This is a genomic window from Sphingomonas sp. GW821-FHT10C01 (assembly GCF_059415525.1).
Map to the genome: position 1 here is coordinate 61,355 of NZ_JBWKNK010000006.1, position 13,544 is coordinate 74,898.

Sequence of the window (13,544 nt, forward strand, 5' to 3'; positions counted from 1 at the left end):
TTAGGCGGGGTGCAGGTTCCGAAACGGGAACCGCACCAGGGAGAGGTTTGTGGGCATCCATCGGGATAGCGGTCGCCGTGTCGACCTGTGGGCATCGTCGCCGACCAATCCGAATGGAACGAGCGTGGCGCCCGTTCCCGGCCTGGTGCGGCACGGCTGATCCCGGCGATGCTGTCCCTCTACGCCTTTGCGATGGTCGGCGTCTTCATGACGCTCATCATGACCAAGCGTCTCTCGGCGATCGTCGCGCTGATCGTCGTGCCCGTCTCCTTCGCCCTGGCCGGGCTTTTGCTGTTCGGTCCGTATCAGGCCGATCTCGGCACGATGATGATGGATGGCGTGAAACAGCTGGCCCCCACCGGGGTCATGCTGGTGTTCGCGATCCTCTATTTCGGGCTGATGATCGATGTGGGCGTGTTCGATCCGCTGATCCGTGCGATCGTCCGCGTGGTGCATGGCGATCCGGTGCGGATCATGGTCGGCACCGCCTTGCTGGCGCTGACCGTGTCGCTCGATGGCGACGGCGCGACGGCGTACATGATCACCACCGCCGCGATGTTGCCCGTCTATCGCCATATGAAGATGGACATGCGGATGCTCGCCTGCATCGTCATCATGGCGGGCGGCGTGATGAACGTGCTGCCCTGGGGCGGTCCCACCGCTCGCGTCGCGAGCGCGCTGCATGTCGATGTCAGCGATATCTTCCTTCCGCTGATTCCGTCGATGATCGCGACCGCGGCGTGGGTGGTCTTTGTCGCCTATCGCTTCGGATTGAAGGAGCGCGAACGGCTGGCGAAGCTGCCGCCGGAGGCGATCGACGAGGACGCGACGGGGACCGAAATCATCGCCGCCGACGCCGAAAGCCATGCCGAGGCGCGCCAGCCGCGGCTCTTCTGGTTCAACCTCGCTTTGACGCTCGGACTGCTTGTTCTGCTGGTGATGGGCGTGATGCCGCTCGCGGTTCTCTTCATGCTCGCCTTCTCGATCGCAATGATGGTCAACTTCCCCTCCCTCGACGCGCAGCGCGAGCGGTTGGCGGCGCATGCGGGCAACGCACTTGCGGTCGGCGGACTGGTCTTCGCGGCCGGCATCTTCACCGGCATCCTGTCAGGCACCAAGATGGTGGAGGCGATGGCGGCGACCGTCACGCACGCCGTGCCCGCGAGCATGGGCCCCTATCTCGCGCCGATCACCGCGGCGCTCAGCGCGCCCTTCACCTTCTTCATCTCCAACGACGCCTTCTATTACGGTATCGTGCCCATCCTCGCTGAAACCGGAGCGAACTACGGGATCAGCCATGTCGAGATGGGGCGCGCCTCGCTGGTGGGGCAACAGGTCCATCTGTTGAGTCCGCTCGTCGCCTCGACCTTCCTGCTGGTCGGCTTTGTCGGGATCGAACTGGGCGAACATCAGCGCTTCACGCTCAAATGGGCGCTGGGTTCGTGCGTCGTCTTCTTCCTCGCCGCGATCCTGACTGGCGCCTTCCCCTTTGTCGCCTCGCTTGGATAGTGCGACGCCCGGGCGCAGCACTTGGCGGTCCGTGTTGGGCCGCTGGGCAGGGCTGATCGGGCTGTCGATATTCCTGACCTGGATCCTGGGGGTGGCCAGCGTCCCCGCAGCACTGCTGCTCGGCCCGATGCTGGCCGGGATCATCTTTGCCGCACGCGGCTGGACGGTCAGCGTGCCGCGCCCCTGCTTTCTGGCATCGCAAGCAGTGATCGGTTGCCTGATCGCACATCATTTCGAGCCGGGCGTGCTGACGACGCTGGCCAAGGGCTGGCCGGTCTTCGTCGGCGTGACCTTGCTCATCTTCGGCGCCAGCTTCGCGCTCGGCTATATCCTGATGCGGTCGGGCGCGGTGCCCGGCAATGCGGCGATCTGGGGCTCCGCTCCCGGCGGCGCGGCGCCGATGGTGATCCTGGCCGACGCCTATGGTGCCGACGCCCGGCTGGTCGCGGTGATCACTTACATGCGGGTGCTGGTCGTCGTTGCGGTCGCGTCGATCCTGTTGACCTTCATCGGTGGAAGCCGGGTGATCGCGACGGGCGCGGTCTTTTGGCAACCTGTCGCGCCGGCGGCGCTTGGAACGACCCTGCTCGTTGCGATCGGAGGCCTGGCACTCGGCCTGGCGCTGCGCATCCCCGCCGGGCCGATGATCGGCGCCATCGTCATCGGCACCGCGCTCAGCTGGTTGACGGATATGACGCTCGCGACCCCGGCGCCGCTGCTCGCCGCCGCCTATGCCTTTATTGGTTGGCGCATTGGCCTGACCTTCAGCCGCGAGGCGGTGGCGAGTGCGGCGCGCAGCTTGCCCTGGATCATTTTGTCCTCGCTGACGCTGGTCGCTTTCTGCGCGGGGTTGGGCGGATTGCTGGTCTGGCAGCTCGGCATCGATCCCGTCACCGCCTATCTCGCCACCAGCCCCGGTGGACTGGATTCGATCGCGATCATGGCGGTCTCGACACACAGCGACACGCCGCTTGTCATGTCGCTTCAGGCGATCCGGTTTCTGATCGCCCTGTCGCTCGGGCCGCGCGTTGCGATCCTGCTTTCTGGGAATAATAGAAAAGAAAAACAGTGATCTACGTCGTTTCTTCCTGCACCGGAACGACGACAGCTTCATGACAGCTTGGGATCATAGTGTAGCGCAGGAGGCTCGAAGAATCGGGCCCATAATGACCGGTCGGCAAAGTCTGACCAGGGGAGGATATATGGCAAGCAATCTGCACGCCCGGAACCAATGGGTGTATTCGCAAGGCAGCGCGGTCTCGATCGCCGTCGCCATGATCGCGCAAACCGAGCGCACACGCGCGTCGATCAGTCGGTTCCCCAAAGCGATGCTTTCGGGATGTGTCGCTAGCCTCGTCTGCCTCTCCGCCAGCCCGTCCTTTGGCCAGGAAGCCGCCGGTAGCGGCGCAGACGCCCCGACCGAGAGTGCCGAAATCGTCGTGACCGGTTCGCTCATTTCCCGTCGCGATGCCAAATCCTCCAGTCCGATCTCGACCGTGGGCGGGGAAGAACTTGCCGCGACGGCCCAGCCGTCCCTCGACAAGGCGATCGGCCAGCTTCCGCAATTTTCAGGCGCACAGGGCGCGGCGGAAGTCGGCGATACGCAGGGGACCATCGGTTTCGGTGGCGGCCAAGCCTATAGCGATTTGCGCGGCCTTGGTCCCAATCGCTCGCTGGTGCTGCTCGACGGCCGCCGCCTCATGTCATCCAGCCCCGATGGCGCGATCGATCTCAACACCATTCCCGCGTCGCTGATCGGATCGGTCGAGGTGATCACCGGCGGCGCGTCCGCGACCTACGGATCGGACGCGGTGGCCGGCGTCGCCAATTTCAAGCTGCGTACGAACCTCAAGGGCCTGGAATTCTCGGCCAAGAAGGGGATCACCGACGAAGGCGATGGCGGCACGACGAGCCTCAGCGCTGCTTTCGGTGCGAATTTCGCCGAAGATCGCGGCCAGATTCTCTTCGCGCTGGAATATGCCCAGCGCGACGCCGTGGTCGGCAGCGACCGTCCGTTCTTCGCGAACATCCGTCAGCTTGCCCGCCCGCCCGAAGGCATCATCGCTGCGGGCAACTACGGCGGCGGCGCGCCGACGGTTGCGGCCGTCAACGCGATCCTGGCCCGATATCCGGGCACGACTCCAATCTCGGGCAGCGGTCTTTACAACGGCGCGATCGGCGTCAACGGCGACGGCACCATCTTCACCAACCTGGCCGGGACCAATTGCGTCCAAAACTATCGCGGTCTCAATCGCGGTACGGTCGGCCTCAACATCAGCCCCAATTGTCGTCAGGTACAAGTCGCACTAGGCCAGTATTTCGCCGTTCAGGTGCCGTTGAAACGATACAATGCGTTCACGCGGCTGTCCTACGAACTCAGCTCCGACATCACCGCCTATGCGCAGTTCGGTTACATGCATTCCGAAGCGTTCAGCCGGACCGGACCCGGTTCGTCGAAGCCGGCCAGCCCACTGATCGTGCCTCAGAACAATCCCTTCATTACCGGCAATGCCGATCTGCGTTCCATTCTCAGTTCGATTTCGCCGGCCCCGGGCGGGAACATCATCGTGACGAAGTTGCTGAGCACGCTCGGCAACCGCGTCTCCTCGTTCGACAACAGCGTATGGCAGGCGGTCGTCGGGCTGAAGGGCGAGATTCCCGGCACCTCGCTCGGATGGAATCTCTACGGCTCCTACGGCAAGTCACAGTTCGTCAACGAGATGACCGGTGACATCAGCCTCGCCGCGATCACCACCGTGCTCAACGGTACGGCCAACTATAGCGGTCCAGCCGGCACCTGCCGGGGCTATGCGTGGAACCCGCTCGGGCTGGATGACCTGAGCGCCGCCTGCCGCGAATATGCCGGTCGCACGAACCGCAACATCAACAACCAGTCGCAGACTGTCATCGAAGCGACGATCCAGGGGCCGCTCTTCTCGCTGCCCGCCGGCCCCCTCAGCTTCGCGGTCGGTGCGGACTATCGCGAAACCTCGTTCAGCTACAGCCCGGACTCGACGCTGCGCACCAATGACTCGATCTCCTACGGGTTTGTGAGCGCGGCGTCGGGTACGCAGAAGGTCAAGGAGGTCTTCGGCGAACTGCTCGTGCCGATCCTCAAGGACACGCCCTTCTTCCAGGAGTTGACGGCCAATCTCGGTTATCGTTTTTCGGACTATAATCTCTTCGGCGGTCAGCACACCTACAAGGCGGACCTGACCTGGCGTCTGGTCGAACCGGTGTTCTTCCGCGGCAGCTATTCGGTCGCGATCCGCGCGCCCAGCCTCGGCAATCTGTTCGGTCCGACGTCGGTCGCTCAGCTACCGATCGGGACGGGGCCGAACGCGGGCGATCCTTGCGCGGTCGGCAGCATCTACCGCACGGGTGCGAGCGCCAGCCAGGTCCAGGCGCTTTGCCTGGCACAGGGCATACCGGCTGCGATTTACCCGACCTATACCTATGGCATCTCGACGGTCCCCGGACAGGACGGGAGCAACCCCAATCTGACGCCAGAACGCGCCACTACCTATTCCTTCGGGGTGGTGCTGACGCCGCGCTTCAGCAGCCCGTTGTTCCAGAAGCTCAGCCTGTCGGTCGATTATTACAACATCAAGATCAAGGACGCGATCGGGTCGCTGCTGCTCTCCGACATCCTGCCGCGTTGCTTCAACTCCGACGGAGCGAGCAACACCGGCTATTCCCAGAACAACGCCTATTGCCAGCGCATCTCCCGCGATCCGCTGACGGGGCAGATCTCGCTGGGCCAGCAGGGGCTGTTCAACTTCGCCACCTATACGGTCGCCGGCATCGACACCCAGTTCAACTGGGGCTTTGGACTAGACGCGGTTGGCATGGCGCCTTCCGCCGGCGCGCTCGAATTCAATGTGACGGCATCCTATCTGCGTGATTACACCGTCGCGGGTCTTCTCGGGTCGCCGACGCTCAACTACACCGGAAGCGCAGGTTTCGGCGGCGTCGGGGGCGGGATTTCCCATCCCAAGTGGAAGATCAACACCCGCGCGACCTACTCCAATGAAGGGTTCAGCCTGTCGCTGCTGTGGCGGCACATTTCGGCAATGGTCCATTCGGACAAGATCGCGAACGCCGCGTCCACGACACCCGGCGTCTCGGCCTATAACTATCTCGACATCACGGCGGACTTCGACATCGACAAGCGGTTTTCGCTCGGCTTCGGGGTCAGCAATCTGACCGACAAAGTGCCGCCGTTCATCAGCGCTTCCCCGCTGACGACGGACGCCGCAACGTATGACGTGATCGGTCGGTCCTTCTACGCGTCGATCAAGGCCAAATTCTAGGGGAGGCCAGGGACCGCCACCCTGAGCCGGTGGGTTTCCTGTCCTGCCGGTGTGTCGCCCTGACTACGGCTGACCCTTAAATGGGTCAGCCGCTTTTTTTGGTCGAAAGCTGGAACTATCGGGCCCGCAACAATCGCGTCATCAACCAGGGCCTCAGGACCAGGACGAGCAAAGCGCCGCTGGCGGCGATCGCGCCATGCAGGACCCAGAACCCGGCGGGACCCACCGGCTCATAGAACCGCCCAAGCCAGCCGCTGACGATTCCGCCCACGAAGATGCCAAGATAATAGGCGCCGACCATCATCGCATTGGCAGCGGCGGGAGCGTCGCGCGATACCAGTGCCAGCGCGACCGGCGCGGCATAGAGATAGCCGACCGCACACAGGAAGTGGAACAGGACCGGCCAGATCAGCGCGACCTGCCCGGAACCCGCCAGCAGCTGGCCAACCGAGAGTAGCACGCAGGCGATGCCGAAGAATCCGCAGCCGGCGGCGATCTTGGCCAGTTCGCCCGGCTCGGTGCCGCGCTGCGCTTGTTTACGCCAGAGCAGGATCGTCACGGGTGCCAGGATCAGCACCGCGCCCGCGTCCAGTGATTGGAACCAGGTGACGGGAATATCCCAGCCGAACAGGCTGCGATCGACACGGTCGCGCAGCCAAAGAGGGTAGATGTTCCAGACCTGGGCCTGCGCGATCCAGAACAGCGCGGTGATCGACAGCACCACCAGCAGCGCGAACAGGATCCGGCCGTCGCCGCTCGCCAGCTTGGGCCGCTCTCCGGCGATCAGCGCGGCGTTCTCGGGCGGCATATGTTTGTAGCCGGCGATGTAGATCAGGATGCTGACGATCATGCCGATGCCGGCCGCGCCGAAACCGTAGTGCCAGCCATAGAGCTCGCCCAGCGTGCCGCAGACTAACGGCGCGGTGGTCGCGCCGATGTTGATCGCGGTGACATAGACGGTGTACGCGCGGTCGCGACGGCCATCGTCCTTGGCGTAGAGGTTGCCGACCTGTGCCGCCAGATTGCCTTTGAGCAGCCCGGCGCCCAGGATCAGGAGGGTGAGGGCCGGAAGGAACGCGGCTTCGATGGCCATCAGGAAATGGCCGATCACCATCAGGAACGCGCCGCCCAGCACCGCATTCTTTCGTCCGGTGATGCGATCGCCCAGCAACCCGCCCAGGACGGGCGTGAAATAGATCAGGCCGACATAGATGCCGAAGATCTGGGATGCGAGCGCCTGCACCGAGAGCGGGCCGGTGATTCCCTCGATCATCGCGCGGAATGCGCCGAAGCCCGCGACCGCCTCGATTGCGCCGGGCTGAAGCAAATGGCCGGTCATGTAGAGCACCAGCAGCGCCTGCATGCCGTAGAAGGAGAAGCGCTCCCACGCTTCGGTGAATGCGATATAGGCCAGGCCGCGGGGTTGGCCGAACAGCTCGGACCCGTGGCCTTCCTGTGGCAAGGCGGAACCCACCTCAGCAGCTACAACGCTCATGCCCGTTCCAAACCCCTCCGCTATGGTTCCGGGGCGCGGTGCGAGACCATCGGCTTCTCGCACCCCGAACCCCGGTGCCGCACTCTTGTGCTGAGCGCCTTCCGATAGCTCAGCACCCGTCACCGCCGAAGTGCAAATGCGGCGGTGATCGGTGTGGAGGGCGCACCAGCATGGCGGCTCCCGGCGCACCGCGTCGAGGCTGGGCGGAGACGCTTGCGTCATGGTGATTGGCGATCACCATGACGGGCGCGATTGTCCCCTTCAAACATCCCTCGGCGCGGAGGAGTGGTGCGGTTCCTCAGGGAGCCTCGCGTTTCACATGCAGCCCAACCCCATTCCGGTCCGGCCATCGTTACGGCGCGGCCTGCTTCGCCTGCATCGTTGGCTCAGCCTCGGTGCCGCTATGTTCTGGCTGCTTCAGGCGATCACCGGCGTCCTGATCGTGTTCCACTGGGAGATCGCCGACGCGAGCCTCTCGACGGTCCACCGCCCCACCAACCTCTATGCGATCGAACAGCGCGCCGACGCGCTCGTCCAAACCGGCGGCCAGATCGGTGCCGTCTGGACGACCGGCGGGTTGCCCGACCGTTACGAGGTGGATTTCGAGGATAGGGACGGCGCGAGCCGAACCGTTCAAATCGCCGGTGACGGTACGATCATCGACACCCCGCCGGTCAGCGGTGCTACGGTCATGAGCTTGCTGGTCGGCTTCCATCACGATCTGCTGGGGGCATGGGGCAGCTGGATCGTGTCGGTCAGCGGCATCCTGCTCTGCTCCAACCTCGTCTTGGGCGTCATCGCCGCCTGGCCGAAACGCGGCACTTGGCGCCTCGCGCTAAGGCCCGCCACCCGCGGCCCGGCGGCGGCGCGCCTCTATTCCTGGCACCGCGCGCTTGGGTTGTGGGCGGTCGTCCCCGCGCTGGTCATCGCCGCGACCGGCACGCTGATGAAGTTCGAGGACGGCGTCGGCACAATGATCGGGGAGGCGCCGGTAACGCTTCCGGCCAACCCGGTCACCGGGCCGCCAATCGGCTTTGCGACCGCCGCCACAGTCGCGCTTACCGCCATCCCTGACAGTACATTGGTTCAGGTCGCCTGGCCCAAGCAAGGCGACGCGACCTATCGCGTCCGCGTCCGCGCGCCCGGCGAGATCCGCCGCGCTTATGGCGGCAGCATCGTGCTGGTCGACGCCAATACCGGCGCCATCCGCGCGGTCCACCGGATCGCCGATGCCGAGCCGGCGCGCGCCTTCATGAGCGCGCTGTTTCCCATTCACACCGGCGAGGCGGGGGGACTGATCGGGCGCCTGCTCACAGCCGCCATCGGCCTCTGGCTGATCGTCATGATCGCCGCCGGAGGCCTGCTCTGGCTCCGGCGCCGCCGCCTGAAACCGAAAGGACAATGATCATGCGGAGCTATCTGGTTGTTCTCGCCGCGACGGCGCTCGCCACCCCGGGATTCGCGCAGGACGCGCGGATCGACGCGCTCGAGCGTCGGCTGACCGAGCAGCAGCAGCGTATCCAGCAGCTCGAAGCGATGGTCGCACGGCAGTCCGAACTCCTGCGCCAACCCCCGGCAACCGCAGTTGCCGCGTCACCGGCTCCACCAACCGCCGTCGCGGGAAACGACGGTTTCCGAATCCCCGGCCTCGACGTCAGCGGCGACATTCGCGTGCGTCAGGAGTGGAATGCCGTCGACGGCCGCAATCGTTCTCGCACCGCCCTCCGCGCCCGTCTGCGCGCAAGCTATGCGGTCAGCGATGCCCTCTCGGTCGGGACCCAGATCGCGACCGGCGACCCTGACGACCCCAATTCCACCGACGTCACGCTCGGAAATTTCGCCGACGACTTTGCGGTTTCGCTCGATCAGGCGTGGATCCGCTACCGGCGCGGCGGCCTTACCGCCTATGCTGGCAAATTCCCGCAGCTGTTCCAGCGCACCGACATGCTGTGGGACAGCGACGTCTCGCCCCAGGGCGCGGCGCTCGCCTATGCGGCGACGCTCGGCGGCGCCACGCTCGATGCGCGCGCGCTCTGGTTCGTGATCGACGAAGCCGCGGTCGCGCGCGACAGCGACATGATCGGCGGCCAGCTTGCGCTCACCGCCCCGGTCGCGTCTGGCCTCAAGCTCGGACTCACCGGCAGCTACTATCATTATCGCCTCGGTTCGGTCGCGGGTGCGGATGCCGGGGATTTTCGCGGAAACCTGATGGCGGGCGGCCATTACCGCTCCGACTTCCATCTGGCGGAAGCGATCGGCACGCTCAGCTGGGCCGGCCCGTCGCCGCGCTGGCCGGTCGCGTTCACCGCCGACTATGTCCGCAATCTCGGCGCGGCCGTCCCCGGCGACACCGCCTTCAATTTCGAACTCGCCATGGGCCGCACAAAGACGCCCGGCGATGTCCGGCTCACCTATAATTATTCGGAGGTCGAAGTGGATTCGGTGCTCGCCGCCTTCAGTCACGACAATATCGATCTGTCGACCAACTACCGTCTCCACGGCTTCGGCATCGCCTATGTCCCGGCGTCGAACGTCCAGCTCGACCTGCTCTGGTATCACTACCGCCCGCTCGACCCCGCTTATGCCGGAACCGTTCCACCAACGGGCTGGCTCGATCGCATCCGCCTCGCCTTCATGGTCGGTTTCTGATGCTGCTCGCCGCACTGATGCTCGCGGGCGCCCAGGCTCCCGCCGATACCCCGCACGGTCATCGCCCGCACGGCCACACCCACGCGCCGGGAGAGGTCGACGAACGCCACGGTCCGTTGCTGCTGCAAGTCACCTATACCGGCGAGGTGATGGGCAATGCCTCGGGCGGGCTGCGACGCGGCGCGCGCTATATCGACAATCTCGACATCGTCTTCGAATCCGACATGGAGCGGCTGGTCGGCTGGACCGGCGCGCAGCTCCATGTCTATGGACTCTACAATAATGGCCGTTCGATCAGCGATCTGGTCGGCGACGTCCATGCGGTCAGCAACATCGAAACCGGCACCCGGGCGCTGCGGCTCTATGAGGCATGGGTCGACCAGAAGATCGGCTCCAGTGTCTCGCTGCGCGCGGGCCTTTACGATCTCAATTCCGAATTCGACGCACTCGACGCGGCCGGGCTGTTCGTCAGCAGCCCGCACGGCATCGGCACCGATTTCGCGCAGAGCGGTCGCAACGGTCCGTCGATCTTCCCATCGACTGCGCTCGCGGCCAGGCTTGAGGTCGCGATCGGCGACGGATGGAAGGCGCGCGCCGCGATCCTCGACGGCGTGCCCGGCGACCCTGACCGCCCGGGTCGAACCACGGTCCGCCTCGGCAAGAGCGACGGCGCGCTGCTCGTCGGCGAGGTCGAAGCGCCGCTCGCCGAGGGCAAACTGCTGCTCGGCCACTGGCGCTATACCGCGAACTTCGACCGCAACGACGGCACCGGGACGGGCAACGGCAATGCGGGCAGCTATGTCCGTGCGGAACTGCCTCTGATCGATCAGGGCACGCGCCAGTTGAACGTGTTCGTTCGGGTCGGCATCGCCAGCGGTCGCTTCAACATGTTCGACCGGTTCGCCAGCACTGGCCTCAAGTTCACCGGCTGGATTCCGGGACGCAAGGATGACGAATTCGGCCTCGCGCTGGCGGCTGGCCTCACCTCCGCTTCCTATCGCGCGGCGACCGGGGCCGGACGCTCCGAAGTCGCGATAGAGGCCACCTATCGTGCACCGGTCGCGTCCTGGCTGACGCTTCAACCCAACATCCATTATATCCGCCGACCCTCGGCTGATCTCGCAATCGCCGACGCGATCGTCCTTGGCATCCGTGCCGAAACCAGCTTCAGCCTGCTGGGATTCTGACCGCCCTGTCCGGCAAGGTTAGGGCGATCCATGCATCGGCTTGGGCGTGACCAGTCGGTGCATTAGGTGCACCGCTCTATCGTTGCTTGGCGCCTTTCCTCGGGGGCAGGGCCTTCGCAATCTGGACCAAAGAAACAAAGCTCAGGGGGAGTCCATGCGTTCATTCAATCGGCCGATGGCAAGGGGCGGGGTCTCGGCGCTCGCGCTTCTTTTCGGCGCGCTGTCCGCGCCCGCCCTTGCCCAGTCGGCGCCGACCGCTCAGGCTGACGATATTGACGAAGGCGTCGAAGTCGTCGTCACCGCGCAGAAGCGCAGCGAGCGGCTGGTCGATGTGCCGATGTCGATCGCGGTCGTCGGGGAAGAGGAGCTGGCGGAACGCGGCGTCGCCACGCTTCAGGACCTGTCCTTCGCGGTGCCGGGCCTCACCATGAGCGAGGTGGGCGGCCCCGGAAGCTACACGATCTTCCTGCGCGGCCTCGCCAACCAGTCGGGCAACGGCACGCTGGTCTCGCTCTATCTCGACGAAGCACCGCTGTCGCTCAGCGGCTATGATCAGATGAGTCCCTCGGTGCTCGACTTCGCGCGGGTTGAGGTGCTGAAGGGGCCGCAGGGCACGCTGTACGGACAGGGGTCCGCCGGCGGCACGATCCGCTTCATCACCAACAAGCCCCGGCTCGATCGCGTCGAGGGCAGTGTGGAGGCCGAAGGCTTCAGCGTCGCGCATGGCGGCGCGGGTGGGCGCGTCACCGGCGTCATCAACCTACCGATCGTCACCGACAAGCTCGCGCTGCGCGTCGCGGCATCCTATGAGAATGGCGGCGGCTGGATCGATCAGCCTGAGGCGGGGATCAAGAACGGAAACGGTACCGAATTGCTCACCGCGCGCGCCACGCTGCTGTGGCAGCCGGTCGAAGCGTTCCAGGCCAAGGCGATGGTCCAGATTCATCGCGCCAACACCGAACTCGGCCTGGGCTATGAGGAAGCGGACCGCACGGTCGACATCGCGGTCAACCGCGCGCTCAAGCTGATCCCCAAGGATTTCAACTTCACGGTCTATAATCTCGATCTGAGCTACGATCTGGGCTTCGCAACGCTGTCCAGCTCGACCTCGTATCTCGATCACGATCAGACCTTCCCGTACAGCTACATTCCCCGGCCGGGGAATCTCTCATACGGCTTTGTCGAAGGGATCAGCGACAGCCGGACCAACGAGGCGCATCAATTCTCGCAGGAATTGCGCCTGGCGTCGGGGGACGGCCCGTTCAAATGGACGCTCGGCGGCTATTACACGCAGGGCAAGCGCAGCTTCGTCGAGCTGTATCGCTACATCTATGCGCCCGCGGGCAACCTCTATAGCGGCGGCGGCACCGTCTATTCCGGCTATTACGGATCGGGCGGCAAGTCGAAGACCTATTCGATCTTCGCCGATGCATCATACGAACTGACCAACCGCTTCTCGCTGGGGATGGGTATCCGCTATTTCCGCGACGAACAGGAAAGCTTCAGCGAATATGTGAAGGGGACCGGGGCGATCCAGAAGGCGACCTTCACCTCGGTCGATCCGCGCTTCTACGCCTCGTACAAATATTCGGACCGCACCAATCTCTATGCCAGCGTGGCCAAGGGTTTCCGAAGCGGCGGCTTCAATTCGGCGCCCTTCGAACCTTATGATCCCGAAAAGGCCTGGACCTATGAACTGGGGACCAAGGGCTCGACCGCGAACGGCGCGTTGCAGTTCGATATCGCCGCCTTCCTGACCAAATATGACGACATGGTCCGGCGGCGTCAGGTGCTGGTGGGTGGTTTCTTCCTCCAGGAATATTCCAACGTCGGCAAGGTCGAGGTGAAGGGGATCGAGGTCGGGCTGACCGTGCGGCCCGGCGGCGGTTGGTCGTTCAGCGCCAGCGGCGCCTATACCGACGCGAAGATCATCAGCACCGATCCCGAGGATGTGGTGAACTTGCCCGGCGACCGGGTGGACTATACCCCGAAGTTCAGCGGCACGTTCAGCGCCAACAAGGACTTCACACTGGGCAAGGACGTTCCGGCCTTTGTCCGCGTCGATTACAGCTATCGCGACCGCGTCAGCTATATCGACCGATCCGGCTTCGCGCCCGCGGCGTTGCCGCAGGTTTCGGACAAGATCAGCCTTGTGAACATGGTCGCGGGGGCGACTTTGGGGGGCGTCGATCTCAGCGTCTATGCGCGCAACCTGTTCGACACGAACAAGGCGATCGATCCCTATGTCGGTTGGGCCAATTCCAACCGCACTCGGCCCCGCACGATCGGGGTGAAGGTCGGATACAAGTTCTGACCTTGAAGGGCCGGGAGGGTCGCGCTTGTTGTTCAGCGCGCGGCCCTTCCTGCTTCTATCGTGTCCGCAGCCTCATG

Annotated in this window: 8 protein-coding genes; 7 read left to right on the plus strand and 1 reads right to left on the minus strand. The window is 64.7% G+C overall.

The window, feature by feature from the left end:
- Positions 1 to 87: 87 nt before the first annotated feature.
- From AC07M1_RS18285 to AC07M1_RS18295, 3 genes are all read left to right on the plus strand, one after another.
- Positions 88 to 1,509 (plus strand): CitMHS family transporter, encoded by a 1,422-nt coding sequence (locus AC07M1_RS18285; protein ID WP_495164068.1) that lies wholly within the window; start codon positions 88 to 90, stop codon positions 1,507 to 1,509.
- A gap of 34 nt (positions 1,510 to 1,543) precedes the next feature.
- On the plus strand, positions 1,544 to 2,581 hold the full coding sequence (locus AC07M1_RS18290; protein WP_495164069.1) for an AbrB family transcriptional regulator: 1,038 nt from the start codon (positions 1,544 to 1,546) through the stop codon (positions 2,579 to 2,581).
- A gap of 130 nt (positions 2,582 to 2,711) precedes the next feature.
- Positions 2,712 to 5,822 carry a TonB-dependent receptor plug domain-containing protein gene (locus AC07M1_RS18295; RefSeq protein ID WP_495164070.1) on the plus strand — a complete coding sequence of 1,037 codons (3,111 nt, stop codon included), beginning with the start codon at positions 2,712 to 2,714 and terminating at the stop codon, positions 5,820 to 5,822.
- Between the two features lie 115 nt (positions 5,823 to 5,937).
- Here AC07M1_RS18295 and AC07M1_RS18300 read toward each other — a convergent pair whose 3' ends face one another.
- On the minus strand, positions 5,938 to 7,317 hold the full coding sequence (locus tag AC07M1_RS18300; protein ID WP_495164071.1) for a peptide MFS transporter: 1,380 nt from the start codon (positions 7,315 to 7,317) through the stop codon (positions 5,938 to 5,940).
- 319 nt (positions 7,318 to 7,636) lie between these two features.
- Here AC07M1_RS18300 and AC07M1_RS18305 point away from each other — a divergent pair, with 319 nt between their 5' ends.
- From AC07M1_RS18305 to AC07M1_RS18320, 4 genes are all read left to right on the plus strand, one after another.
- Complete coding sequence (locus AC07M1_RS18305) at positions 7,637 to 8,722, plus strand: PepSY-associated TM helix domain-containing protein (protein ID WP_495164072.1); 1,086 nt, start codon at positions 7,637 to 7,639, stop codon at positions 8,720 to 8,722.
- A 2-nt stretch (positions 8,723 to 8,724) separates the two neighbouring features.
- Positions 8,725 to 9,966 (plus strand): putative porin, encoded by a 1,242-nt coding sequence (locus AC07M1_RS18310; protein WP_495164073.1) that lies wholly within the window; start codon positions 8,725 to 8,727, stop codon positions 9,964 to 9,966.
- The gene (locus tag AC07M1_RS18315) at positions 9,966 to 11,153 is read left to right on the plus strand and encodes a carbohydrate porin (protein WP_495164074.1); all 1,188 of its coding nucleotides are present in this window, start codon (positions 9,966 to 9,968) and stop codon (positions 11,151 to 11,153) included. The genes AC07M1_RS18310 and AC07M1_RS18315 overlap by 1 nt, the downstream gene beginning before the upstream one ends.
- A gap of 154 nt (positions 11,154 to 11,307) precedes the next feature.
- Positions 11,308 to 13,467, plus strand: coding sequence for a TonB-dependent receptor (locus AC07M1_RS18320; RefSeq protein WP_495164075.1), 2,160 nt, complete (start codon positions 11,308 to 11,310; stop codon positions 13,465 to 13,467).
- Positions 13,468 to 13,544: the final 77 nt, after the last annotated feature.

Excerpts from the sequence above, each read along its gene's own strand:
- AC07M1_RS18300 (WP_495164071.1), bottom strand. The coding sequence starts at position 7,317 with ATGAGCGTTGTAGCTGCTGAGGTGGGTTCCGCCTTGCCACAGGAAGGC.
- AC07M1_RS18305 (WP_495164072.1), top strand. The coding sequence starts at position 7,637 with ATGCAGCCCAACCCCATTCCGGTCCGGCCATCGTTACGGCGCGGCCTG.
- AC07M1_RS18310 (WP_495164073.1), top strand. The coding sequence starts at position 8,725 with ATGCGGAGCTATCTGGTTGTTCTCGCCGCGACGGCGCTCGCCACCCCG.
- AC07M1_RS18295 (WP_495164070.1), top strand. The coding sequence starts at position 2,712 with ATGGCAAGCAATCTGCACGCCCGGAACCAATGGGTGTATTCGCAAGGC.
- AC07M1_RS18315 (WP_495164074.1), top strand. The coding sequence starts at position 9,966 with ATGCTGCTCGCCGCACTGATGCTCGCGGGCGCCCAGGCTCCCGCCGAT.
- AC07M1_RS18320 (WP_495164075.1), top strand. The coding sequence starts at position 11,308 with ATGCGTTCATTCAATCGGCCGATGGCAAGGGGCGGGGTCTCGGCGCTC.